Source organism: Pseudomonas sp. LAIL14HWK12:I7 (assembly GCF_000483465.1).
In the GTDB taxonomy this organism is placed as follows: domain Bacteria; phylum Pseudomonadota; class Gammaproteobacteria; order Pseudomonadales; family Pseudomonadaceae; genus Aquipseudomonas; species Aquipseudomonas kermanshahensis.
In genome coordinates this window covers 9382-33010 of record NZ_KI519608.1, presented here as the reverse complement: position 1 = coordinate 33010, position 23629 = coordinate 9382, and the positions used below count along the sequence as shown (strand labels likewise).

The window sequence follows — 23629 nt, the reverse complement described above, 5'->3', positions numbered from 1 at the left end:
CTTTGAACGACTCAGTTGGATGTGATCCTTTCCATCGTCGGCGGCGACTGTAAATTGGCGTAACGCGTGCGCAAGGTCTCGATAAACGACTCGCCCGAACGTTGGTCACCATAGAGGTAGATCTTGTGCAGGCCGCCAAAGACCATCTCGTGGTACCGGCTGGCAACCTCTTCATCGCTCGGCCCGTCCGGCAAGCCCAGGTGCAGTGTCAATTTGTCGCCTTCAACCGCGAACATTGGCGTTTCCCATAGAAATTTCGCCGTCCCGGTCTTGGGTAGCCGCACGAACAGGTAGGCATGATTACCTAACGAATCAATGTCGCCACCGCGCCTTCTTTTCCACTTCAGCAAACCGTCATCCGGCCGCGCCAGGCACAGGCCAATGTCGTAATAATCGAAGCCATGTTGCAACGCCCACTCCAGCGCCATGAAGGTGGTGATGGAGTTCACCTCACGCAGTTTTTTCGCATCTGAAAACACCGCTTCGCTATAACCAAAACGCAGCGTGCTCCAGTAGCGCTTGCCACCGCGCGTGACTTCACAACCCAGGTGGCAACCGATCACTTCGTCGCCCAAGGTGATGAGGTCCAGCCGCCCGACGCTCTTGGCAATGCGGAACACATCGTCCGTGGGAAACTGCGCAGCATGAATACCCTGCCTGGCCGTGGCATAGGGGCGCAGTAACTGGCTGTCAGCCATTGCGATTTCTTCATCCGACAGCGTCTGCCTCATCTGATAAAGCGGCCGGTTCTTGCGAATGCTACGGCGCAACTCGCTGTCGTAGCGGGCGGTAATGTCATCCAGCGTTCGCCCCAGTGGTACCACGGCACTCAGGTAGTGCGGCACGGACAACGCCCCTGTGGTGGGCATTTCACTCACCACCACCACATGGTTCGACGCGTCTGGCTCTGCACTGCTGCCGGCAACCGGAGCATTGCCCGGAGCCTTGCCACCAATCAGCAGCTTGGCCATCTCGCGCTGCTGCTTGCGCCCGATGTAGAGGATTTCGTAGGGGCTTTCCTGCTGCAGCCTGAACCTGGCGACCTCCCACCGCCAGACACAGGCTCGGCCAAGCACTTCGCGGACTTGGCTGGCAAGCAGCCTGATCTCGTAGCGCGTCGAAGGAGAGATGAGTTTTCGTGCCACCGCTGCCAAGTGCTGTTTCATTCTTCTTCGACGTCCTTTGATGTTGTCTATGGGCAGATCAGAACAAGATGATAATTAGCTGTAATAAACACACCCAACGCACTGATATACAAAAGATTACTATCGAAACTTCACTCTCACATTCAGTAACAATTTAAGATGCCAGGCAACGGTTTGGCAAGCGGCACTTTGACAGCATGCCAATCTATTTTATGACGTCAAAAAACGCTTTTTATTTTGATGATCGTGTGACGCTAACACATGACGCCTGTTGAGTTGCAGGCAATACCGGGTTACCACCTGGTTATTAACCAATACCGTTTGATGCTCTCTCCTCATAAAGGAGCATCGACATGCCAACCCTTTCAACGCTCGAACCGCATCAAACGCTACTGGAAACACAATTGCCCACCTGGGCACACTCAATAGCCCCGTCTCAATGGCACAGTTTGAGGCAAAGCCAACTACCGGCCTATTACACGCAGGCTTGGTTTGCCAACGCCGCCCCCGATCTTCGCCAGGCCGTGCAGCGTAGCCAGTCGCGCCTGCTGCGCTCGCAAAGCACCTTGGCCCGGGCCCTTGAGGGGCTTGAGCAAATCACTGCGTTCGCTGAGCCCCGGCTGACGGCACGCCTTGCCGAACACGGGTGCAGCGCCCCGCTTCGTGGCACCGAACTGCTTCGGGTAGAAAGCACCTGGCATTGGGCAGGCATGCGTTACCTGAACAGTCATCGTCGTGACACGCTGCTGCAGGCCGCGCTGCAGAACTTTGCCGATGACGAACGCTTCAGCGCCCAGAGCGCCATTGCACCAAGCCACACGATCCAGGTCACACCCGTTCAGGTACGGGGCACCACAGTACTGGGCCCGCAAACACCCCCAGCGCACTTCCCGCTGGTGTCGGAGCGCTACCAGGTGGAGCGGCTGCCGCTCACACCCGCTGGCTTCGCCGCACTGTGCCGTTCGCTCGATTTGGGGCAGCAATACCAGGCCCATCTGCAGCAACATTTCGCTAAGCCACACGTACGCGAACAGGCGATCGCCGTGTACAAGGATAGGCTGCGCCTGGCCGCCGACCTGGCTTACATGCGTCATGTGCTCACCGGCACCGCGCGCGACCAAGTCGACCTGTTTCTGCAGGGCAACGAGATGCCTTGCTGGCAACTGGCACTGTTCGGTATCACCTTGCATGAGGTGATGCTGATAGACACCGGCATCAGCGGGCTGCTGCTCTATTTGCCAGGCCACGACCAGGCCCTGCGTCAATGCGCCGACCTTGAGGCTGTACACGAGGCACTGGCGGTCCTGCTGCTGGAACCCACAGACCGGCAAACGTTCATGGCGTACGTGGAGCAGGGTCAGCAGCAGCACTTTCTCGACTTGCTGCACCAAAACCTTGACGCCTCAGGCGCTTCTGACGACGACAAGGCATGGCAGCGGGCCCCTGAGGCGGATTTGCGCCCCACTCGGCTGGCAATCACCGAGGAACCCTTTGCTTATTATCAGGCGCTGCACCTTGACCGCCTCAAACGCGAAGCTCGCCAGCTGGCGGTGCCGACTGCCGAAGCCGACGCTACGGCCCGGGCAAACCGCCTGCAAGCGTGGGAAGACCTCGGCATGGACGCGCTCAACCTGGCCGGCTTCTTCATCCCCGCCGTGGGCACGCTGATGCTGGCGGTGACGGCGTGCCAACTGCTTGGCGAAGTGTACGAAGGCTATGAGGCCTGGCATCAGGGTGACCGCCACCTGGCATTGCGTCACCTGGAGGCGGTCGGCCTGAACCTGGCCCTGATCGGCGGGTTGGTGGTCGCTGGCCACGTGGTGCCGAAGTTGTTCAAAAGCCCGCTGCTGGAGAGCCTGCAGGAAGTTCGCAAGCCCGATGGCCGCTACCGGCTCTGGCAGGCAGACCTCACACCCTATCGCAGCCCCCTTGACTTGCCGCAGAGCGTGCACGCCAATGCTCAAGGCCAGTACCTGCACGATGGCCGGTATTTCATTCGCATGGATGGCCACCTCTACGAACAGCGCCTGGACACGCAGACACAGCAGTGGCGGCTTGTGCACCCACACGCGCAGGACGCTTGGCAGCCGCCTCTGGAGCACAATCAACAGGGTGCCTGGCGCGCAAGCCATGAACAGCCATCACAGTGGTCCTTCGCAATACTGGCTCGCCGCTTGGGGGAAAACTACGCAGCGTTCACACCCGAACAACTTGAGCTGGCTGGCCGCATGTGTGGGACCGATGCCGCGTACCTGCGCCGCGTGCACCTCGAAGGGCAGCCGCCACCGGCTTTGCTGCTCGACACCCTGCAACGTATGGCCGCGCAAGCGAAGGTGGTTGCGCTGGGCAACGACGCGCCGGGCAACCTGTTCGAACGGTTGTATAACGGCGATGCGCCCATCGAACCGGCAACACGCAGATTGCTGGAAGCCTACCCTCGCCTGTCGGCCGTACTCGCCAGGCGTCTGCTGGCGCCCCTGAGCGCCGCGCAATCCCTCGCCTGGGAAAACGACGCGGTGTTACCGGCCTGGCTGCGTCAGCAGGTTGAACACACGCACAGCGAACTGCCGCTGGTACGTGCCGTGGAAGGCGTGCTCGTTCCCGCTCGGGCCGATGCCGGTAGCGAACGCCTGCTGTTCAGTGCCCTTGATGGCTTGCCCGACTGGCCGCGCGATGTTCGCCTGGAGCTACGTGCGGGGAGCCCCGAAGGCCCTCTGCTTGAACATATCGGCAGCAACTCAGCAGGCCGTACCTGCCGAGTGATCAAAAGCGCAGAAGGCTATGAGGCTGACCTGGGGCAGCGCCCTGCCCCCGCCACGCGGGACATGGACCTGTGCCGCGCTGTGGAGCAGGCACTGCCGCACATCCAGCGCGACGCGCTGGCGATTGTCCAGGCCGATGGGCGTACGTTACGCCAGCGCGTCCTGGCTTGGGTCAACGACAACCGAGATGACCTTGCACAGCGCCTGTGGGGGCCTCGCGCCAGGCGTCGCGCCCGCTCAGTTCAACTGCGTGGAGGTCGCCCACTCGACCCGCAAGCCCCGCACCCGCGCCACACAGGTTCACTGGCCGGCGCCTATCGCCGCCTGTACCCCGATGCCACTGATTCGGAAATCGAAGATGTACTCGGAAGCGACCCTGAAGACAATGACCTTCGCTCACCGACACAAAGGCTGCGCGACCTGCAACAACGCCTGGATACCTTGCGCCGCAACCTGCAGGAATGGGCCCGCCCCGACCCTCAACGCCCGCACCAACGCCAGCGGGCGATCCGCCCAATCATCAACGCCTGGCGGCGTCTGTCGAGCGTGCCACTCGCAGGCGGGGGCCGGATTGCCAGCCTCGACCTCTCCGGCCTCGAACTGGAAAACCAGGACCTGGCCAGCCTGGCTCTGCCGGACGACTTCACCCATGTGGAGCACGTATCGCTGCACAGCAACCCTGCACTCAGTCAGCTCCCTGCAGAGCTCCTGGAGCGCTTTCCCAAATTGAAACGCCTGTTGCTGTCCAATTGCCGTTTCGACGCCCTGCCCCGTGTGGCCAACCCCGATCGATTGACCTGGCTTGATCTGGACAACAACCGCATCACCTGGGACAACCGCAACCAGGTAACCCTGAACCAGTGCGCCGGGCTTATCGTGTTGGACCTGTCGGGCAACCCGCTGCTGGAGGCGCCAGACCTGCACGGGCTTGAACACCTGAAAACCCTGTTCCTGTCCGAGTGTGGGCTGACCGAGCTGCCCCTTGGCTTGGACGTCATTACCGAACCGCTCGTCCTGGACCTGTCTGGCAACCAGTTCCAGCGGCTGCCGGTAGGTTTCAACATCCCCGGCCCGTCCGCCGAAGCCCTGTGCCTGGAAAGTGAGTGGCTGAGCGAAGGCATGCTGGCCCAGGTCGATGCTTACAATGTCGCCCATGAAGTCGATTTGCTGGTGTGTGAGGGGGACTATGCAGAGTTCTTCGAGGGGACGGGCCCGGAACAGGCTGCGCTGTGGCAACGCTTGCCACTTCAGTACCGCCGCGACCTCAGGCCGTTGCTGGAAAACGATTTTTTCATAGCTCGCCCGCAACAAGCCCGCGCGGAGTTCTGGCGGCGTCTAGCAGCCATCGATGCTGACCCGGTACTACGCCAGGAGTGGTTGACGCACCCGCCGCACAATCTGTTCCGCCTTCCCCTGTAGCGAGCGGCGAAAAGCGCCTGTTACCCAAGTGACAGGCGCTGCCTACGCGGGTTACGCGCTATCCAGCTTTGCAACTCGGCGGCCGGCATCGGCCGCCCCATCAGGTAGCCCTGCCCCTGATCGCAGCCGGCATTGCGCAGAAAATCGTACTGTTCCTGAGTTTCGATGCCTTCGGCAGTAATGCGATAACCCAAGGCATGCCCCAGGTCGATGATGGCACGGGCAATGGCCACCGCATCATCGTCTGCAGGCAGGTCCTTGATGAACGCGCGGTCGATCTTCAGGTGGTCGATAGGCAGCGCCCGCAGGTAGGCCAGCGACGAATAACCGGTACCGAAGTCATCCACCGCAGTGGCCACACCCATGGCCTGCAATTGCGCGAGCACCGCGCAGGCTTGCTGCTGGCTTTCCATCAGCAGGCTTTCAGTAATCTCCACCTCCAGCAGATTGGCGGCCAGGCCATGACGCTCCAGGGCCATCGCCAGGCTCGACACATAGTCGCTGCGCTCGATCTGCAATGCCGCGACATTGATCGCCAACGGCCCGGGCAGGCAGTCATCCCGACGCCAGGTTGCCAGCTGCGCACAGGCCAGCTCCAGCACACGCTCGCCCAACGGGATGATCAACCCGGTACGCTCTGCCAAAGGGATGAACTCGGCCGGTGACACCAGGCCTGCTTGCGGGTCGCGCCAGCGCAGCAGCGCCTCGACACCTTCCAGCTTGCCGCTGAACAGGTCCACCTTGGGCTGGTACCAAAGTTCGAATTCATCATTGTTGAGCGCACGCCGCAGGTTGCGCTCCAATTCCAGGCGTTGCTGCAAGCGCGCAGTCATGTCCGGGTGATACGCCCGCCAGGTATTGCGCCCGCTTTCCTTCGCGGCGTACATGGCGGTATCGGCGTGGCGCAGCAGGTTGTCGACATCCTCGCCATGCTGCGGGCACCAGGCCAGGCCAATGCTGCCGGTAACCAATGCAGCGTTACCTTTGAGGTCGAACGGCCGCTGCAGGCACCGCAGCACATGGCGCAACTGGTGGGTTATCTGGCCCTGTGTGCCCTGGAGCATGAACACGAACTCGTCACCGCCCAGGCGGCAGACGCGGTCGTGCAGGTCCAGCTCCTGCAGGAAGCGCGCGGTCGCTTGCTGCAGCAGCAGGTCGCCCATCGCGTGGCCAAGGCTGTCGTTGACCTGTTTGAACCCGTCGATATCCAGCATCAGCACGGCGAGGCCATGCCCCTTGTCGATGGCCTCGGCCAGTTGCCGCTGGAACAGCACCCGGTTGGGCAACCCGGTAATGGTGTCGTAGTGCGCCAGGCGTTCGAACTGTGCCTGTGACCGGCGCAGTTCGTGGTTATGCAGCTGCAGCTGGCGCTGCTTGCCGTTGAGCCGCACGACACAGAGGCCGAGCAGGCCGATGGCGGCCAACGCCAACCAGAACAAGGGCGAAGCCAGCAGTGCGGCCATCTGTGTATCGTCGCTTGGGGGAATGGAAGTGATCATAGGCCTGCTGACGCACCGGGTTAGCTCTGTATCGGCGCAGCGCAGGCAATGTTGAGCCAGACTGGTGTTTTTCCTGTGACCGGTGCATGCTCGAAGCTGAAGCGTTTCACCTGGCACCAACTCCGCTCAGATATGTGAGGTGCAGTACCCATGGACCGTCTGCTCGATTCACTTTTCCCGACCGCCGAGAACATCCCCGACACCTGGCGCCTGGAAGCCCCCCTGGAACAACGCGACTATTTGGTGAACGGCCAGCTCAGGCGCTGGGACGGCCCTCTGGCCACGGTGCGCAGCCCGGTCTGGCTGAAGGAAGCCGACGGCGAGCGCCAGGTCATTCTCGGCAGTGCCCCGCTGCTTGACGCCGACACCGCCCTCACCGCGCTCGACGCTGCCGTGCAGGCCTACGACAAGGGCCGTGGCGCCTGGCCGACGATGCGCGTTGCCGAACGCATACAGCACGTCGAACGCTTCCTGGCGCGGATGCGCGAGCAGCGCCAGGCCGTGGTCAAGTTGCTGATGTGGGAGATTGGCAAGAACCTCAAGGACTCGGAAAAAGAGTTCGACCGCACCTGCGACTACATCGTCGACACCATCAATGCGCTCAAGGACCTCGACCGCCGCTCCAGCCGCTTCGAGCTCGAACAGGGTACCCTCGGCCAGATCCGCCGTGCCCCCCTGGGCGTGGCATTGTGCATGGGGCCCTACAACTACCCCCTGAACGAAACGTTCACCACGTTGATCCCGGCGCTGATCATGGGCAACACCGTGGTGTTCAAGCCGGCCAAGTTTGGCGTATTGCTGATCCGCCCGTTGCTCGAAGCCTTCCGCGACAGCTTCCCACCGGGGGTGATCAACGTCATTTATGGCCGCGGCCGCGAAACCGTCAGCGCGCTGATGGCCAGCGGCCTGGTCGATGTGTTCGCCTTCATCGGCACCCACAAGGCCGCCAGCGACCTGAAAAAACTACACCCGCGCCCGCACCGCCTGCGCGCGGCCCTGGGCCTGGACGCCAAGAACCCCGGCATCGTGTTGCCCCAAGTCGACCTGGACAACGCGGTCGAAGAGGCCGTGACGGGCGCCCTGTCATTCAACGGCCAGCGCTGCACGGCGCTGAAAGTGCTGTTCGTCCACGAAGACGTAGTCGACGCCTTCCTGGAAAAATTCCAGCGCAAACTCGCCGCGCTCAAACCTGGCATGCCATGGGAACCCGGTGTGGCGCTGACACCACTGCCGGAACCGGGCAAGGTCGACTACCTCGATGGCCTGGTGGCCGATGCCACAGCCAAGGGGGCACGGGTCATCAACGAAGGCGGTGGGCAAAGCCGCGGGTCGTTCTTCTACCCCGCCCTGCTGTACCCGGTGAGCCATGACATGCGCGTGTACCACGAGGAGCAGTTCGGCCCAGTGGTACCAGTGGTGCCCTATCGCGACCTGGAAACCGTCATCGATTACGTGCTCGATTCCGACTACGGCCAACAACTGAGCCTGTTCGGCAACGACCCGGCGACCATCGGCAGCCTGGTGGACACCTTTGCCAACCAGGTCGGCCGCATCAATATCAACGCGCAGTGCCAGCGCGGGCCAGATACTTACCCGTTCAACGGCCGCAAGAACAGTGCCGAAGGTACCTTGTCGGTGCATGACGCCCTGCGCGTGTTCTCGATCCGTACGTTGGTGGCGACCAAGTTCCAGGAGGCCAACAAGACGCTGATCAGCGAGATCATCCGCAATCGCCAATCGAGTTTCCTGACCACCGATTACATCTTCTGACGGCCGCCGTTATAGAAAATCGGTCTAGCGCCACTGTCGATTTTCCATCTGTGCAAACGACTCTAAGCAAAAAGGCGCCAACCGGCGCCCGTTTCAAAGGAGAGCGAACATGGCAGCCAAACCCATCCCCGAAGGCCAGCACAGCATCACCCCCTACTTGGGCATCAACGACGCCGCCAAGGCCATCGAGTTCTACAAGAAAGCCTTTGGCGCGGTCGAGATGTTCCGCCTCGACGCCCCGGGCGGTCGCGTGGGGCATGCTGAATTGAAAATCGGCGATTCGTCGCTGATGCTCGGCGACCCCTGCGACATGGAAGGTGGCCTTACCGCCAGCCAGAAACTCCCGGGCGCGGCGGTAGGCCTGCACCTGTATGTCGAAGACTGCGACAAGGTCTATGCCCAGGCCCTGGCATGCGGCGCCACCCAGCTGCGCAAAGTGACGGACCAGTTCTATGGCGACCGCAGCGGCACCCTCAAGGACCCGTTCGGCAATATCTGGTTCGTCTCGACCCACAAGGAGGACCTCAGCCCTGACGAGATTCGCGCCCGCGCCGCGCAGATGTTCAGTGGTCACTGAGCGGCGCGTTTTGTACCCGCTCTGATTGGTCGCGCCTCTGTCTTGTGATGCGCCTGCGGGAAACATCCGGTGGAGGGCCTTTTGCCCTCACCGGATACAGGCGAACAGGCCACGATGAAGTGTCCCGACGGATCAACGCTGTTCATTGGGTCTTTCTGGCGGTATGCATGCATTCCTCCCCCCTTTGCCAAAAGGGCTAAGCCCGTCGGGGCTTGTAAACCGCATAATCTGAGGGCTGTAGTTTCGGTAGCCGTTGCCCAGTGGATAACGTTCCGTCACCCGGTCCGAGCGTTCACCGTTGTAAGCCTGTAAAAGATTTACAGATGGCCAAAGCCCCCCGTAAGCAAGCATTGCTGTTTTTTTCATTTGGCCATACGCCCCTCATAGCGTTCGTTTATCGTCCAATCGGAACTTCGCAAACGTCTCCGATTAGTTTCTTTGCTTAGGCCGCATGCTGAAGCGTCACCCGCTCATCTTCAACTCGTAGAATTGACAGTACCCAAATCTGAAGCTAAGCGGCACTGAACTGCTACTGGCTTGTTGCGAGGCACTCCGGCCAAAGGAAGATCCACCGCAACGCCAGCCAGGCTAGCAAACATGACTCAACTGGTTGAAAGCGGCTCAACTTTGCTTGAAGCTTGAGGCTCGTAGCTTGGAGCTGCCCCTTAATGCGAATCATCGATAAGACCGCCGCGCAGGTCCGCAGCCTGACCCCCGCTGAAGAAGAGCTGCTGGTCGGTTTCAACACAGGCACGCTCGCTGGCCCTCGCCTGCTGCAGGCCAACCAGTTGCTGATGAAGGTGCGTAACGCCAACCAATGGCTGGCCTGCGACTGCCGCAAGGACGCGCTGCCGGTGCTGAACGTGACCCTCAACGGCAACACCGGCACGCTGTTCCTGAAAAACAACCCAGGCACTGCCGAGCATGCGCCTGGCTGCCCGTTCACCAAGGACGAGCGTGAAGCTGCAGAACGCGAAGACGACCCCGCCCCACCTGCGGCCTGGCTGCCACCTGATACGCCATTGCGCCTGATCGGTGACTTTCGCCCGGCCCAGGACAACAGTGGCAGTGAGGGCACTGACCGGCGCGAACAACAACGGCTGTTGTCGCTGCTGCTGACCTGGATCGAGATCAGCGGCTTGAACCTCTACGCCACCCACCTGAAAAAAGACCTCACCGGGCAGTTTGCCGAGCTGCGCAGCGTCGCCAGCCGCTACCCGCTGCTAGAGCGGGTACCGGCCAGCAACTACCTGGAAACCCGGCTGGATATGAAGCACATGATGATGCTCAAGGCCCGCCTGCGCGAGGCGACGGTGTTCGGCAATCATCGTCGACATGGCCTGATGCTGGACTGCGTCGACCAGATCAAAGGGCGCAAGCTGTTCAATAGCCGCAGCGAGGACGGGTTCGACTTCCAGGGCCACCACCTGTATTGGGGAGGCAGCCGTGCAGCCGGGCCGCTCTTGGCGTTGGCGCTGTATTCGCCTGCTAGTGCTGGCAGCCACTTTTACGAGCTGATCCATGTCGCCAGCGTGCCCGTGCTGTCACGCGCCCACCTGTTCCCGGTGTACCGCGATGAAGAGCGTGAGCCACTCAAGGCGTTGGTGTCGCTGATCGACTGGATGGCCAGCAAAGGCGTGAAGGTCCAGATGCGTCGACCGGTGATCGGCGGGCAGGTGATGGATGAGCTGGTGCTGACCTCGGATCAGGACCGGGTGCTTTCGGTGTCGCTACTGGAGCAGCCAATTGGCCCGGAGCCGGATGCCGAGAACTTCAAGCGCTATGCCGACTTCAAGAGCCTGGAAACCTTCCGCAAGTATGTGGCGGGCTTCTTTATGCGTGAGCGCTAAGCACCCCAGCGCTACGCGCAACCTGTAGGAGCAGCCTTGCGCTGCGAAGAGGCCAGTGAACATAACCAAGATCAAGGGTGCTGTCGCCGGCCTCTTCGCAGCGCAAGGCTGCTCCTACAGGTCACCCCAGAAATAGCTTGTATGCTGGGTTTTCGGTCTCATCCCAATAACGGTAGCCCATCTCATCCAGCGTCTGCGGCAACGTCGCCAGCTCATCCCCTGGCACTTCCAGCGCAGCAAATACCCGCGCCTCCGCTGCACCATGGTTACGGTAATGGAACAGGCTGATGTTCCAGCGTTTGCCCAACCGCTCCAGGAACCCCAACAGCGCCCCTGGCCGCTCCGGGAACTCGAAGCGCAGCACACGCTCATCCGCCCCCGGCGCAGCATGCCCACCCACAGTGTGGCGCACATGCAGCTTGGCCAGTTCGTTGTCGGTCAGATCGAGTACGCTGTAACCCTGCTCGGCAAGGTTGGTCAGCAGGTTTTCCCGAGGGTCGTGCAGCGGGTGCGTCTGCACCCCGACAAACAAACGCGCTTCCTTGCCCGGGTAATAGCGGTAGTTGAACTCGGTGATCTGGCGTTTACCCAGTGCCTGGCAAAATGCGCGGAAACTACCTGGCTGCTCAGGGATGGTCACGGCGATGATCGCCTCGCGCTGTTCACCCAGCTCGGCCCGCTCCGCCACATGGCGCAGGCGGTCGAAATTGACGTTGGCCCCGGAGTCGATCGCCACCAGGGTTTGGCCCTGCACGCCTTCGCGGGCCACGTATTTCTTGATGCCGGCCACGGCCAGGGCACCGGAAGGTTCAGTGATCGAGCGGGTGTCGTCGTAGATGTCCTTGATTGCTGCGCACAGTTCGTCGCTGTTGACGGTGATCACTTCATCGACGAAGTGCCGGCACAGCTCAAAACAGTGAGCACCGACCTGCGCCACCGCCACGCCATCGGCAAAGGTGCCGACTTGCGGCAGGATCACCCGCTCGCCCGCGGCCAAGGCCGCCTGCAGGCAATTGGAGTCCTCCGGCTCGACGCCGATCACCTTGACCTCGGGCCGCAGGTATTTCACGTAGGCCGCAATGCCCGCCACCAACCCACCACCGCCCACCGGGACGAAGATCGCATCCAGTGCACCTGGGCGCTGGCGCAGGATCTCCATGGCCACGGTGCCTTGACCGGCGATCACGTCTGGGTCATCGAACGGCGGTACGAAGGTGGCACCTTCGCTGTCGGCCAATTGCAGGGCGTGGGCCAGTGCATGGGGGAAGCTCTCACCGTGCAGCACCACATGGCCACCACGCGAGCGCACGCCCTCCACTTTCAACGAGGGCGTGGTGGTTGGCATGACGATGGTGGCTTTCAGCCCCAGGTGCGAAGCCGCCAGCGCCACGCCTTGGGCATGGTTGCCGGCGGACGCGGTGATCACCCCGCGCTCGCGCTGGGCGGGCGTCAGCCGTGACAGGCGGGTGTAGGCACCGCGGATCTTGAATGAGAAGGTGGGTTGCAGGTCTTCACGCTTGAGCAACACCTGGTTGCCCAGGCTGGCGGACAGTGCTGGCGCTGCCTGCAGCGGCGTTTCGATGGCCAGGTCGTACACCGGTGCGGCGAGAATACGCCGTACCTGTTCCGACAGCAGTTGCTGTGGCGTGACAGGGGTACGCAGGTTGGCGCTGAAGCTGGTCATCGATGACTCCTTGGCTATTTTCACGTTGCCCAGGAGTCAGAGAGTAAAAACCCGCCTCCAGGGCGGGTTAGGTGCACGTACGCGCTAGCCCGCCAAACTGATAATGGCGGTAATAATAATGGCGTTCACATGCGGGAAGGTATTCATGGGGTAGGAACTTATCCCGCCGCAGGGCAGCAAGTCAACACTTTGCCTGCTGCGCCGAAAGCGGCACATCGAACACCTTGTCGAACCCCCACTGGAAAACGAACGCATACACGAAGAAGAACACGAACAGCGCCAGGTTGGTCAAGAAGGCCGCCCACAGGCTGACATCGAGCCACCACGCCACCAGCGGCAGCAGAATCACCACCAGCCCGCCTTCAAAGCCCAAGGCATGCAAGACCCGGCGCATGAAGGTGCGTTCGCGTTGCGGCTGACGCGCCTCCCAACGCTCGAAACCCCAGTTGAATGCCATGTTCCAGCTCATGGCGATCCCCGACATCAGGACGGACAACACCGCCGACTGAGCCATCCCGGCGCCAAACGCCAGTTCCAGCGCGGGTGCCACGCAGGCAACGGCGATGGCTTCGTAAAGAATGGCCTGGACGATCTTGCGGGCCTTGCCTTGCATGTTCAACTCCCTGAAATACGATCTGCCAAACGACACGATTTGGCCCACAAGAGTACCAGTGCGATGCGCGCGGGCAAACCGGCACTGCGGCGCATGGGCGTGAGGCTAGCGGCAAGGTTTGGTTCGTGCTGTGGACGAGTCGTTTCGCCGAAAGCAGCAGCTAGCAGGCTAGGCCTTTCGCGGGCAAGCCCGCTCCCATAGGCTCGCCGCCTCACTTCAAAAGTGTGCGTTCCTGTGGGAACGGGCCGGCACAGCCAACCTACCCACCCGCCGGCAAACGAATCCTGAACTGCGCCCCACCCAGCGCCGATTGCGCCACCGTCAGTGTGCCCCCCTGCCCTTCGATGGCGCGTCGACTGATTGCCAACCCCAAGCCAAACCCACCGGTATTGCGATCACGGCTACGGTCCAACCGGTAGAACGGCTGGAAAATCCGCTCACGCTCCTCGACCGGGATACCAATCCCGTCATCCTCGACCGTCAGCAGGCAGGCACCGTCATCCTCGAGCCGCAACCTCAGCAGCAGGCTTTCGTCGCAATATCGCATGGCGTTGCGAACCAGGTTCTGCACGGCCCGCGCGGTCAACCGGGGGTCGAGTACAAAGCGTGGCAGTTCACGCTCGGCCCGCACTTCCCATTGGATGCCACGGCTGTCGAGCTCTTCGGCAAAACTGCCCAGCACGCTGTCTACCAGCTCCAGCAGCGATACCTCGACCCGCTCGCGCGCCTGGTCGGCGTTGTACAAACGGCTGTAGGACAACAGCTCCAGCACCAGTTCATCCAGTTCACGCACATGGCCAACCAGCTCCAACAACCGCTTGCGGCTGGCAGCCGGCACTTCGTCGAACAACAGCACCAGGCCGAAGTCAAGGCGGGTCAGCGGGGTACGCAGCTCGTGGGACACGGCATTGAGCAGCTCGCGCTGCTGGTTGACGTGGCGTTCCAGGTCGCTGGCCATGGTGTCGAACACCCCGGCCAGCTCACCGATGTTCGAGTGCGGCGAGATGTGCGTACGTTCTGCCATCTGCCCCTGACCCAGGCGTCGAGCGGTTTCCTTGAGCCGCTCCAGGTCGCGCCAGTGCGGCCACACCCACAGCAACAGGCAGCCGAGCATGGCTGCACCGATCAACACCGTCACGCCCCAGGACAGCACGTTGATGTCCAGTGGATCAGGCGGCGCATGCAGGCGCACCAGCCAGTCCTTGTCGAGCGGTGCCAGCACCGTCTCGTAATAACCCCAGTCTGCGATGCGCACGGCGTACAAGCCATGTTCCAGCCGGGCCTGTTCATCCGCGCTGAGGTCGGCCTGGTCCATGCGCAGCAGCTTGACCTCAAGCGGTGCGAAGGCATTGGCCAGGTCTCGCTCCACCGCTGGCCACTGCTGTTGCGGGGCCTGGTGGAACTGGCGGACGATCAGCGACTGCACGCCTTTGGTCTGGTCCAGGTTGTACGCCATGAAGCGTTCATGGAACAGGCCGACGATGGAGTCAGGGATGAACAGCAGCGCACCGGCGTAGGCGACGATGATCAACAGGTACAGGCGCACCAGGATCTTCAGCATGCTCGGTCAGCACTCCCACTCGACACGGCTGAACAGGTAGCCTTTGCCCCACACGGTCTTGATCTTGCGCGCCTCGCCAGCACTGTCGTCGAACTTGCGGCGCAGCTTGGAGATGGCGACGTCCACCGAACGGTCGGTGCCGTTGAACTCGATGCCGCGCAGTTGCTGCAGAATGCGGTCGCGGTTCAGCACTTCGCCCGCGTTGCGCGCCAGCACCACCAGCAAGTTGTACTCGCCGCTGGACAGTTCCACCTCTTCGCCGCGCCAGCTCACGGTGCGCTCGGCCAGGTCGATGCGCAGGCCACCGATCTGGATCAAATCGCTGTCCAGGCGTGGCTCATTGACGCTGCTGCGGCGCAACAACGTGCGCACACGGGCCAGCAGCACACGGGGCTCGCAGGGCTTGGTCACGTAATCGTCCGCGCCCATCTCCAGGCCCAGCACCTGATCGTGGCTGTCGTCACGGGCGGTCAGCATAAGGATCGGCAAGCTCTGCGATTCCTGGCGCAGCAAGCGGCACAGTTGCAGGCCATCGATGCCGGGCAGCATCAGGTCGAGGATCACCAGGTCGGGCTTTTGCCGGCGAAACGCGTCCAGCACGTGGTCGCCGCGGGCGATCACCTGGACATGGAAATCATTGCGTTGCAGGTAGCTGGCGATCAGTTCGGACAAGGCACTGTCGTCTTCGACCAATAAAAGGTTTGGCATAAGCGCTTTGACACAAGAGGAAGTCCAGGCAGGATATAGAATCCTACGCCGAGGCAGGACGCTTCTTCACACTTTTTCACACTCGCCCTACAGGTATTAACAGCCACCAAGGGAACGCCTGCCGTAGCATACACCGCGTCATCATCGGAAGATCCGTATGCCTACTAGCCTCCCCCCTCGCCTGCGCCCCGTGGCGCTTCTGGCGTTTCTGAGCATATCCCTGGCCGGCTGTGGCGACAGCGCCGAGCAGGACGAAAAAGAGCCCACCCCGCAGGTGCGCGTCGAAACCCTGCAACTGCAGCCGCTGGCCATCAGCAGCGAACTCAGCGGCCGTATCCTGGCACCGCGGACTGCGGAGGTGCGCGCACGTGTAGCTGGCGTGGTGCTCAAGCGGGTCTACCGCGAGGGTAGCGACGTCAAGCAAGGCGACGTGCTGTTCCTCATCGACCCGGCGCCGTTCAAGGCCGACCACGACAGCGCCCGCGCCACCCTGGCCAAGGCCCAGGCCAACTTGTATCAAGCGCGCCTGCAAGAGCAACGCTACCGCGAGCTGGTCGACGACAAGGCCGTGAGCCGCCAGGAATACGACAATGCCCGGGCCAGCTTCCTGCAGGCTGACGCCGAAGTTGCCGAGGCCAAGGCTGCCCTGGAGCGGGCCCGCCTGAACCTGGGTTATGCCACGGTGACCGCGCCCATTTCCGGGCGCATCGGCCGCGCGCTGGTAACCGAAGGTGCACTGGTCGGGCAGAACGAGACCACACCCCTGGCCACCATCCAGCAACTGGACCCAATTCATGCCGACGTCACCCAGTCGACCCGCGAGCTCAACGCCCTGCGCCGTGCCCTGCGTGCCGGCGAGCTGCAACAGGTCGGCGACGACCAGGCTCGCGCCACGCTGATTCAGGACGACGGCAGCGCCTACCCGCTGCCCGGCAAGCTGCTGTTCTCTGACATCAGCGTCGACCCGAGCACCAACCAGATCACCCTGCGCAGCGAGTTCCCCAACCCGGACCTCGACCTGCTGCCGGGCAGCTACGTGCGCGTGCGCCTGGAACAAGCGGTGCAGCCCAAGGGCCTCAGCGTGCCGCAGCGCGCCATCCTGCGCGACAGCGCCGGTGTGCCGAAAGTACTGGTGGTCGACCCGCAGGCCCGCGTCAGCGATCGCCAGGTCGTGCTGGGCAGCGCCCAGGGCGACCGCTGGGTGGTCAGCGAAGGCCTGGCGCCCGGTGAACAAGTGGTTATCGAAGGCCTGCAACACGTCAAGGCCGGCGACCAGGTGCAGGTCGAAGCGAGCCAGGGCACAGCGCCCGGCGCGCCGCCGATCGCACAGCACAACCGCCAGTGAGGGGCTGATTGATGCCGCACTTTTTCATTGACCGCCCAGTGTTCGCCTGGGTAGTCGCGTTGTTCATCCTGCTTGCCGGCGCCTTGGCCATCCCGCAACTGCCGGTGGCCCAGTACCCCAACGTGGCCCCGCCGCAAGTGGAAATCTACGCCGTGTACCCAGGCGCCTCAGCGGCGACCATGGACGAGAGCGTGGTCAGCCTGATCGAGCAGGAACTCAACGGCGCCGACAATCTGCTGTATTTCGAGTCGCAAAGCAGCCTGGGCAGCGCCACCATCACCGCCACCTTCGAACCTGGCACGCACCCGGACCTGGCTCAGGTCGATGTGCAGAACCGCCTCAAGGTGGTCGAGTCGCGCCTGCCTCGCCCCGTGACCCAGCAAGGCCTGCAGGTGGAGAAGGTGTCCACCGGCTTCCTGCTGCTGGCCACCCTGACTTCGGAGGACGGCAAGCTCGACGAAACCGCCCTGTCGGATATTCTCGCGCGCAACGTGATGAACGAGATCCGCCGCCTGAAGGGCGTCGGCAAGGCCCAGCTGTATGGTTCTGAGCGTGCCATGCGGATCTGGATCGACCCGAGCAAGCTGATCGGTTTCAACCTCACGCCTAACGATGTGGCTGATGCCATTGCCGCGCAAAACGCCCAGGTCGCCCCTGGCAGTATTGGTGACCTACCCGCCCGCGGCACCCAGGAAATCACCGCCAACGTGCTGGTCAAGGGCCAGCTGAGCACGCCAGAGGAGTTCGCGGCCATTGTCCTGCGCGCCAACGCGGACGGGTCTACAGTGACCGTCGGCGATGTCGCCCGGGTTGAGATCGGTGCCCAGGAGTACCAGTACGGTACGCGCCTTAACGGCAAGCCCGCGACCGCGTTCAGCGTACAGCTGGCCCCCGGCGCCAACGCCATGGAAACCGCCGACCTGGTGCGGGCCAAGATGCAGGAGTTGTCGCGCTACTTCCCGGAAGGCGTCAAATACGACATCCCGTATGACACCTCGCCCTTCGTCAAGGTGTCGATCCAGCAGGTGATCAACACGCTGTTCGAAGCCATGCTGCTGGTGTTCGCGGTGATGTTCCTGTTCCTGCAGAACCTGCGCTACACGCTGATCCCGACCTTGGTAGTGCCGGTGGCGCTGATGGGCACCTTCGCCGTGATGCTGGCCATGGGCTTCTCGGTCAACGTGCTGACCCTGTTCGGTATGGTCCTGGCCATCGGCATTCTGGTCGACGACGCCATCGTGGTGGTAGAAAACGTCGAGCGGATCATGGCCGAAGAAGGCCTGCCGCCCAAGGAAGCCACGCGCAAGGCCATGGGCCAGATCAGCGGGGCGATTGTCGGCATTACCCTGGTGCTGGTGGCCGTGTTCCTGCCGATGGCCTTCATGAAAGGGTCGGTGGGCGTGATCTACCAGCAGTTCTCGGTGTCGATGGCGGTGTCGATCCTGTTCTCGGCGTTTCTCGCCCTCAGCCTGACCCCAGCACTGTGCGCGACTTTGCTCAAACCGTTGGGCAAAGGCGAGCACCACGAGCGCAAGGGCTTCTTCGGCTGGTTCAACCGACGCTTCGACAGCATGAGCAACGGCTATCAGCGCTGGGTGGTGCAAGCGCTCAAGCGCAGCGGTCGCTACCTGCTGGTGTACGGCGTGCTGCTGGCCGTGCTGGGCTATGGCTTCAGCCAACTGCCCACGGCGTTCTTGCCCACCGAAGACCAGGGCTACACCATCACCGACATCCAACTACCGCCAGGCGCCAGCCGCATGCGTACCGAACAGGTGGCGGCGCAGATCGAAGCGCACAATGCGGAGGAACCCGGTGTCGGCAACACTACGCTGATCCTCGGCTTCAGCTTCTCTGGCAGTGGGCAGAACGCGGCACTGGCGTTCACCACGCTCAAGGATTGGTCCGAGCGCGGTGCCGATGACAGCGCCCAGTCGATTGCCGACCGCGCCACTATGGCCTTCACTCAGCTCAAGGACGCCGTGGCCTACGCCGTGCTGCCACCACCCATCGATGGCCTGGGCGAGTCGACCGGTTTTGAGTTCCGTCTGCAGGACCGTGGCGGCATGGGCCACACCGCGCTGATGGCCGCCCGCGATGCGTTGCTGGCGGGTGCAGGCAAAAGCAAGGTGCTGACCAACGTGCGCGAAGCGTCGCTGGCCGAAAGCCCGCAGGTGCAACTGGAAATCGACCGTCGCCAGGCCAATGCCCTGGGGGTGTCGTTCGCCGACATCGGCGCGGTACTGGATACCGCCGTCGGCTCCAGCTACGTCAACGACTTCCCCAACCAGGGCCGTATGCAACGGGTGGTGGTGCAGGCCGAAGGCGACCAGCGTAGCCAGGTCGAAGACTTGCTGAAAATCCATGTGCGCAACAGCAGTGGCAAGATGGTGCCGCTGGCGGCCTTCGTCCAGGCGAAGTGGGTCAGCGGCCCAGTGCAGCTGACCCGCTACAACGGTTACCCGGCGGTGTCTATTTCCGGTGAACCGGCGGCGGGCTACAGCTCGGGTGAAGCCATGGCCGAAGTCGAGCGCCTGGTCGCGCAACTGCCGGCCGGCGCAGGCCTGGAATGGACCGGCCTGTCGCTGCAGGAGCGGCTGTCCGGCAGCCAGGCGCCGATCCTGATGGCGCTGTCGCTGCTGGTGGTGTTCCTGTGCCTGGCTGCGCTGTACGAGAGCTGGTCGATCCCCACCGCCGTGCTGCTGGTGGTGCCGCTTGGGGTACTCGGTGCGGTGCTGGCAGTCACCCTGCGGGGCATGCCCAATGACGTGTTCTTCAAGGTCGGCCTGATCACCCTGATCGGCCTGTCGGCCAAGAACGCGATCCTCATCATCGAGTTCGCCAAGAGTTTGGTGGACCAGGGTGTCGATGCCGTCGATGCCGCGGTACAAGCCGCCCGCCTGCGTCTGCGGCCGATTGTGATGACCTCGCTGGCGTTCATCCTCGGCGTGGTGCCCCTGGCGATCGCCACCGGCGCCAGCTCGGCCAGCCAGCAAGCGATTGGCACGGGTGTGATCGGCGGCATGCTCAGCGCCACCCTGGCGGTGGTGTTCGTGCCGGTGTTCTTCGTCGTGGTGATGCGCCTGGCCGGGCGCGGTCGCGGCGCTAAAGCCGAGGCGACTCCAGCGCTTGACGCACGCTGACTGGACAAGCACCGCATGACATGGGAGGGTTCCTGGCATTGACTGCCCGGAACCCTTTTTCATGCCTGCTGCCCTGCCCCCCTGTTCCATTCTCATCCTCGCCGGTGGCCGCGGCCAGCGCATGGGCGGCCGCGACAAGGGCTTGCTGGCCTGGCAAGGCGAGCCATTGGTGGCGCATGTGCAACGCGTGGTACGCCCGCTGAGCGATGACCTGATCATTTCCTGCAACCGCAACCAGGACGCCTATCGAGCCTATGCTGACCAGTTGGTGGGCGATGCAGCCCCCGATTTCCCTGGGCCGTTGGCCGGGGTGATCGCAGGCCTGGCGGCGGCGCGGCACGCATGGGTGGTGGTGCTGGCCTGCGATGCACCGCTGATTGATCGGCCGTTGATCGAGGACCTGCTGCGGCTGGCGGTGGCCGGCGACAGTGCGGCGATGGTGCGCCAGGCAGGCTACTGGCAGCCGATGTTCAGTGTGCTGCCGCGCAAGGTGTTGCCGGTGCTGGAGCAGGCGTGGGCGGCCAATGAGCGAAGCTTGCAGAAGGCCCTGCTGAAAGGGGCTGTGCAAGCGCTGGTGTGTGCCAAGGATGATCCGCGTTTGAGCAACTTCAATAGCCCGGAAACTCTGCAAAACTGACGCACGCCGCACGGCAAACTTGAGCCCAGACGGTGTTAATGCCCCAGCCCCTCACGTAAAGTCTGCCCATGGACAAATACGCCCCCCGCCAGTGGCTCCCCCACGAAAAACCCAGCCTGCCCGGATCGCCGTCCACGCCTTTGCACTCGCCCGCCAAACGCCTGGCCTTTGGCCTGGTGGGCCTGTTGGTGGCGATCACCGGTGGGTTGGGCAACGCGCTGGTAACAGCCAACCTGGTGTTCCTGCAGGGTGCGCTGGGGGCGACCACCGCCGAAATGGCCTGGCTGCCGGCCGCCTATGTGATGACCAACGTGTCCATCAACCTGCTGCTGGTCAAGTTTCGCCAGCAGTTCGGCCTGCGTGCCTTCACCGAAGTGTTCCTGGTGCTGTATGCGCTGGTCACCTTTGGCCACCTGTTCGTCAATGACCTCAACTCGGCAATTGCCGTGCGCGCCGCCCATGGCATGGTTGGCGCCGCGCTGAGCTCGCTGGGCCTGTACTACATGATCCAGGCGTTCCCCGCGCAGTGGCGGCTCAAGGCTATGGTGCTGGGCCTGGGCGCCTCGCAATTGGCCTTGCCGCTGGCGCGACTGTTCTCTGAAGACTTGCTGCAGATCGCCGAATGGCGCGGGCTATACCTGTTCGAACTCGGCTTGGCGTTGGCCGCACTGGGCTGCGTGCTGATGCTCAAGTTGCCACCGGGCGACCGCTTCAAGACCTTCGAGCCACTGGATTTTCTCACCTTCACCCTGATGGCCAGCGGCACCGCCCTGCTCTGCGCCGCGCTGTCGCTGGGGCGCATTGACTGGTGGCTGGAAACGCCCTGGATCGGTGTGGCACTGGCCGCGTCGATTGGCCTGATATTCAGTGGGCTGGCCATCGAGCACAATCGCCAGAACCCGCTGCTGATGACCCGCTGGCTGGGCAGCGGCACGATCATCCGCCTGGCCCTGTGCGTGATTCTGATCCGCATGGTCACCTCGGAGCAGTCCACCGGCGCGGTCGGTTTTCTGCAAGTGTTAAACATGGGCAGCGAGCAGATGCGCACGCTGTACGCGATCATGTTGTTGGGTGCGGTGGCGGGCCTGGCGACCAGCGCCCTGACCATCGACCCCAAGCACTTGGTGATCCCGTTGCTGGTGTCGCTGCTGGCGATGGCCACCGGGGCGTTCATGGACAGCAGTTCAAGCAACCTCACGCGCCCGGCGCAGATGTACCTGAGCCAGTTCTTGCTGGCCTTCGGCAGCACGTTCTTCCTGGGCCCGTCGATGGCCCTGGGCATCAGCCATGTGCGCGCCAACCCGCGCAACCTGGTGAGCTTTTCGGTGCTGTTCGGCATCTGCAACAACCTCGGAGGCCTGATTGGCGCGGCGCTGCTGGGCACCTTCCAGACCTGGCGCGAGAAATTCCATTCCAGCCACCTGATGGACCGCCTCAGCTACCTCGAACCCCTGGTCAACGCCCGGGTGCAAAGCGGCGGTGGCGGCTATGCCGGCCTCCTTGCCGACCCCGCGCTGCGCAGCGAGGCCGGCATGCGCGTGCTGGCCAGTGCGGCCACCCGCGAGGCCAACGTGATGGCCTACAACGATGTGTTCATGCTGATCGGCAGCATCGCTATCCTGACCATGATCTGGATCTGCATCCGCAGCACCTGGCTCTGGTACACGGCCCGCAAGGCCACCTCCCCTGACTCTAGCCGCGGCGCGCCTACCTGATGACCGACGAAACCCGCACGACCACCACCACTGCCCTTGCTGAAACCCCAGAGGGCACGCCGCCGCCCAGTGAACCGACCAGCCCGGTACGCTCGCGCCGGATGCGCATCCTGTCGTCGATCAGTTTTGCCTGTGTGGCCCTGGCCGGCATCCTGCTGGTGCTCTACGCCTGGCGCCTGCCGCCGTTCGGCAGTGCCATCGAGAGCACTGAAAACGCACTGGTGCGCGGCCAGGTGACGATCATCGGCCCGCAACTGAGTGGCTACATCGTCGATGTGCCGGTGCATGACTTCCAGTTCGTCAAGGCAGGCGACCTGCTGGTGCAACTGGACGACCGCATCTATAAGCAACGCCTGGCCCAGGCCATCGCCCAGTTGCAACAGCAGCAGGCGGCACTGGCCAATAACCTGCAGCAACGCAACAGCGCCGAAGCCACCATTGCCCAGCGCCAGGCGGCCATCGGCGATGCAACGGCCCAGGGGGCCAAGGCCAAGGCCGACCTCAGCCGTAACCAGGCGCTGGTCAGCGACGGTTCGGTGTCGCGCCGCGAGCTGGACCTTGCCCGTGCCAGCCAGGCGGCTGCTGTCGCCAGCCTGGCCCAGGCCAAGGCTGCCCTGGAAATCGCCCGGCAGGACCGGGAAACCGTGGTGGTCAACCGGGCCGCGTTGCAGGCCTCGGTGGAAAATGCCAAGGCCGCCGTCGAGCTCGCCCGTATCGACCTCGACAACACCCGCGTGACCGCCCCGCGCGATGGCCAGCTGGGGCAGATCGGCACCCGCCTGGGGGCCTACGTGAATTCCGGTGCGCAACTGATGGCGCTGGTGCCTGATACCCTGTGGGTAATCGCCAACATGAAGGAAACCCAGATGGCCGCGGTGCGCATCGGCCAGCCGGTGAGTTTCACCGTGGATGCGCTGAACCACCAGAAGCTGTACGGCCATGTGCAGCAGATTTCGCCGGCCACCGGCTCCGAATTCGCCCTGCTGCAGGCCGACAACGCCACCGGCAACTTCGTCAAGATTGCCCAGCGGATCCCGGTGCGCATCACTGTGGATGCCGACCAGCCAGAGGCGAAGCGGTTGCGGCCAGGGATGTCGGTGGTGGTCAGTATCGACACCCGGGATGCGCAGTAGATACCGTGTAGGAGCAGCCTTGTGCTGCGAAGAGGCCGGTGAAAACACAGTAGATCTTCGCTGCTTTTACC

Annotated in this window: 16 protein-coding genes; 9 read left to right on the top strand and 7 right to left on the bottom strand. The window is 63.0% G+C overall.

Annotated features, from left to right (window positions below; genetic code table 11):
- Positions 1 to 11: 11 nt before the first annotated feature.
- The gene (locus D886_RS0126415; RefSeq protein ID WP_027596759.1) at positions 12 to 1166 is read right to left on the bottom strand and encodes a hypothetical protein; all 1155 of its coding nucleotides are present in this window, start codon (positions 1164 to 1166) and stop codon (positions 12 to 14) included.
- 428 nt (positions 1167 to 1594) lie between these two features.
- On the opposite strand from D886_RS0126415, the gene D886_RS0126410 reads away from it, so the two are divergent.
- Complete coding sequence (locus D886_RS0126410) at positions 1595 to 5326, top strand: leucine-rich repeat domain-containing protein (protein ID WP_256215391.1); 3732 nt, start codon at positions 1595 to 1597, stop codon at positions 5324 to 5326.
- A 20-nt stretch (positions 5327 to 5346) separates the two neighbouring features.
- Here the strand turns inward: D886_RS0126410 and D886_RS27365 are convergent, their stop codons facing one another.
- Positions 5347 to 6789, bottom strand: a complete 1443-nt coding sequence (locus D886_RS27365) for a bifunctional diguanylate cyclase/phosphodiesterase (RefSeq protein ID WP_256215390.1) — start codon at positions 6787 to 6789, stop codon at positions 5347 to 5349.
- 186 nt (positions 6790 to 6975) lie between these two features.
- Between D886_RS27365 and D886_RS0126400 the strand changes: the two genes are divergently transcribed.
- Both D886_RS0126400 and D886_RS0126395 read left to right on the top strand, forming a co-directional pair.
- Positions 6976 to 8595, top strand: a complete 1620-nt coding sequence (locus D886_RS0126400; RefSeq protein ID WP_027596757.1) for an NADP-dependent glyceraldehyde-3-phosphate dehydrogenase — start codon at positions 6976 to 6978, stop codon at positions 8593 to 8595.
- 109 nt (positions 8596 to 8704) lie between these two features.
- On the top strand, positions 8705 to 9172 hold the full coding sequence (locus tag D886_RS0126395; protein WP_027596756.1) for a VOC family protein: 468 nt from the start codon (positions 8705 to 8707) through the stop codon (positions 9170 to 9172).
- A 132-nt stretch (positions 9173 to 9304) separates the two neighbouring features.
- On the opposite strand, the gene D886_RS28665 is transcribed toward D886_RS0126395, so the two are convergent.
- Complete coding sequence (locus D886_RS28665) at positions 9305 to 9523, bottom strand: RHS repeat-associated core domain-containing protein (protein ID WP_256215394.1); 219 nt, start codon at positions 9521 to 9523, stop codon at positions 9305 to 9307.
- Between the two features lie 317 nt (positions 9524 to 9840).
- Here D886_RS28665 and D886_RS0126390 point away from each other — a divergent pair, with 317 nt between their 5' ends.
- Entirely contained in the window at positions 9841 to 11022 is a 1182-nt protein-coding gene (locus tag D886_RS0126390; RefSeq protein WP_027596755.1) for a hypothetical protein, read from the top strand.
- A gap of 121 nt (positions 11023 to 11143) precedes the next feature.
- Here the strand turns inward: D886_RS0126390 and ilvA are convergent, their stop codons facing one another.
- From ilvA to D886_RS0126370, 4 genes are all read right to left on the bottom strand, one after another.
- Entirely contained in the window at positions 11144 to 12706 is a 1563-nt protein-coding gene (ilvA, locus tag D886_RS0126385) for a threonine ammonia-lyase, biosynthetic (protein WP_027596754.1), read from the bottom strand.
- Positions 12707 to 12887: 181 nt separating this feature from the next.
- On the bottom strand, positions 12888 to 13319 hold the full coding sequence (locus tag D886_RS0126380) for a PACE efflux transporter (protein ID WP_027596753.1): 432 nt from the start codon (positions 13317 to 13319) through the stop codon (positions 12888 to 12890).
- 259 nt (positions 13320 to 13578) lie between these two features.
- Positions 13579 to 14880, bottom strand: coding sequence for an ATP-binding protein (locus D886_RS0126375; RefSeq protein WP_027596752.1), 1302 nt, complete (start codon positions 14878 to 14880; stop codon positions 13579 to 13581).
- Between the two features lie 6 nt (positions 14881 to 14886).
- Positions 14887 to 15588 carry a response regulator transcription factor gene (locus D886_RS0126370; protein ID WP_027596751.1) on the bottom strand — a complete coding sequence of 234 codons (702 nt, stop codon included), beginning with the start codon at positions 15586 to 15588 and terminating at the stop codon, positions 14887 to 14889.
- A 157-nt stretch (positions 15589 to 15745) separates the two neighbouring features.
- Here D886_RS0126370 and D886_RS0126365 point away from each other — a divergent pair, with 157 nt between their 5' ends.
- The 5 genes from D886_RS0126365 to D886_RS0126345 all read left to right on the top strand — a co-directional run bounded on the left by D886_RS0126365 (position 15746) and on the right by D886_RS0126345 (position 23558).
- Complete coding sequence (locus tag D886_RS0126365) at positions 15746 to 16933, top strand: efflux RND transporter periplasmic adaptor subunit (RefSeq protein WP_027596750.1); 1188 nt, start codon at positions 15746 to 15748, stop codon at positions 16931 to 16933.
- Positions 16934 to 16944: 11 nt separating this feature from the next.
- Positions 16945 to 20073, top strand: coding sequence for an efflux RND transporter permease subunit (locus D886_RS0126360; RefSeq protein ID WP_027596749.1), 3129 nt, complete (start codon positions 16945 to 16947; stop codon positions 20071 to 20073).
- A 61-nt stretch (positions 20074 to 20134) separates the two neighbouring features.
- Complete coding sequence (mobA, locus tag D886_RS0126355) at positions 20135 to 20710, top strand: molybdenum cofactor guanylyltransferase MobA (RefSeq protein ID WP_027596748.1); 576 nt, start codon at positions 20135 to 20137, stop codon at positions 20708 to 20710.
- A gap of 68 nt (positions 20711 to 20778) precedes the next feature.
- Positions 20779 to 22425, top strand: coding sequence for an MFS transporter (locus tag D886_RS0126350; protein ID WP_027596747.1), 1647 nt, complete (start codon positions 20779 to 20781; stop codon positions 22423 to 22425).
- Positions 22425 to 23558, top strand: a complete 1134-nt coding sequence (locus D886_RS0126345) for an HlyD family secretion protein (RefSeq protein WP_027596746.1) — start codon at positions 22425 to 22427, stop codon at positions 23556 to 23558. The genes D886_RS0126350 and D886_RS0126345 overlap by 1 nt, the downstream gene beginning before the upstream one ends.
- The last annotated feature ends 71 nt before the right edge of the window (positions 23559 to 23629 follow it).